General features: G+C 27.6%; 3 protein-coding genes. All 3 read left to right on the forward strand.

Annotation, left to right across the window (positions count from 1 at the left end):
• A partial coding sequence (locus tag Q0G30_RS14145; RefSeq protein WP_294391373.1) for a metallophosphoesterase occupies nucleotides 1–642 on the forward strand: 642 nt, incomplete at its 5' end.
• A 77-nt stretch (nucleotides 643–719) separates the two neighbouring features.
• Nucleotides 720–1,358 (forward strand): YdcF family protein, encoded by a 639-nt coding sequence (locus Q0G30_RS14150; RefSeq protein WP_294391376.1) that lies wholly within the window; start codon nucleotides 720–722, stop codon nucleotides 1,356–1,358.
• 70 nt (nucleotides 1,359–1,428) lie between these two features.
• Nucleotides 1,429–2,227, forward strand: a 799-nt coding sequence (locus tag Q0G30_RS14155) for a metallophosphoesterase (RefSeq protein WP_294391379.1), incomplete at its 3' end; no start/stop codon positions are given.

Here is a 2,227-nt window from a genome sequence, read left to right on the forward strand (position 1 = left end):
GATTATGACGTTATAGCAATAACAGGAGATATGGTTGATAAACATACTGATGATACAGGGCCTTTTATAGAGATGTTGGATGGCATTGAAAATAAAGAATATATATTTTTTGTTGATGGAAATGTAGACAAGCCATCTTTAAATGAGGTTACAAATGAAATTACTGAAGAAGGACAATTTTTAATAGATAAAGGATGTAATATTCTGGAGAAACCATATGAAATAAAAAGAGGAGAAAGTTCATTATGGATATCTAGGTTTTTAGATAAAAATCAATTTTATGCTTTAACATGTCTAGTAGAAGAAAGTGATGATTCTGTTAAAGTAGTACTTACTCATTATCCAAGACATGATTATCATTTTGGGGAGGGTACAAATACACCAGATTATGATTTGGTACTAGCAGGACATTATCATGCAGGACAATGGAGAATACCTTTCTATGGGGCATTATTTGTTCCTGATGCCTTTAGTGGTCTTTATTTATTCCCTAATCAAGATGAAGTTAAGGGTTTAATTACATGGGGAGATACTAATCAATATGTAAGTGCTGGATTAGGTGCTAGTAGTAGTTGTAAATTTTTGCAGTTTAGATTATTTAATACTCCAGAAATTAATTTATTAACATTAAAAAGTAAATAAAATATTTTAAATGCAAATGACCTATAGCAATTTTAAGTGTTATAGGTCATTTTTAAATAGGAAAGTGAGGGTTTATTATGAGTATGAAAAGAAAAATTATTATAGGTATAGTTAGTATAGTTTTAATAGGAATAATTTATTGTTTTTTTAATTTAGGAAATTTTCTTGTAGTAAGTGATGATTTAAAAAAAGCAGATGCTATAGTCATTTTTAGTGGAGATAATGGCTTTAGAACTGAAGTTGGTGTAGACCTTTTAAAAAAAGGATATGGAGATTATCTAATAGTTTCAGGTGGTAAAGTATATGATGATGTTACAATGGCTGAACTAATGAAGAATCATGCCATTAAGTTAGGAGTTGATGAAAATTCAATTATCCTTGAGAATAAGTCAGAAACTACTAGTGATAATGCTAAATTTACTAAAAAAATAATTGAAGAGAATAATTTTGAATCTATAATATTAGTAACCTCAGATTATCATACTAGAAGAGCTAAAGCCACAATGGAAAAGGCACTAGAAGATGTAATTATAAATGGGAAAAAGGTAGAGGTAATTGTAAGGCCATCTGCTGAAGAGAAGTTTACTACCAGATGGTGGACAAGTGGAAATAGTGTTTTAATTATAATAAGTGAATACCTTAAACTCGTAGGATATTTAGCAAAGGGATATATAGAAGTAATAAATATAATAAGCAAAATTAGATTAAGCAAGTAATTAAAATGTGTAATGTATGTATATATTTTCATATGATAAAATTATAAAATATGGAAAATGGAGATATGAAATGAAAAAAAAGAAAATAGTATTAATAATATGTATAATTTTAATTACTATACAGATGTTTATGACTTTTATTATTAAAATAGATGTAGAAAAATATACGATTAAAGATAAAAAGATACCAGAAGAGTTTAATAATTTTAAAATAGTTCAATTATCCGATTTTCATAGTAAGGGATATAGAAATACTACAGAAAAAATAATAAGTAAAATAAAAAGAATTAATCCAGATATAATTGTAATGACCGGTGATATGGTAAGTTATGATATGACAGGGACAGAAGAATTTGAAAAATTAGTTAAAGAACTATCAGAAATTTATCCTATATATTATATTGATGGTAATCATGAGCATTTAGCTGAAAAATTAATACCAGGAGAATATTTATATTTCATGGAATTTTTAAGGGAATTAGGTGTTATTACAATAAAAAATGATTATGTAGAGATATATAAGGGAAATGAGTCAATTAATTTATATGGCGTTAATATACCTTTAGATTGGCCGTCAGGTGTTTATGTAAATAAGTTACAGTTAGAAAGAGATTATGTTGAAAAAACTTTGCCTGAGGCTGATGCTGATAAGTTTAATATATTATTAGCACATAATCCAATATTTATTAAGCAATATAGTAAGTGGGGGGCAGATCTTGTTTTAGCAGGTCATATGCATGGAGGAATTGTAAGAATTCCATTTACTAATATAGGACTTTTATCACCGGAAAGAGAAATATTTCCTAGGTATGCTGCAGGAAAATTTAAAGTTAACGGTTCTATAATGATAGTTAATAGGGGGATAGGAG

This window comes from uncultured Clostridium sp. (assembly GCF_934754925.1).
Lineage (GTDB): Bacteria > Bacillota > Clostridia > Clostridiales > Clostridiaceae > Clostridium.

Coding starts and splice junctions, on each gene's coding strand:
- Q0G30_RS14150 (WP_294391376.1), top strand. CDS start 720: ATGAGTATGAAAAGAAAAATTATTATAGGTATAGTTAGTATAGTTTTA.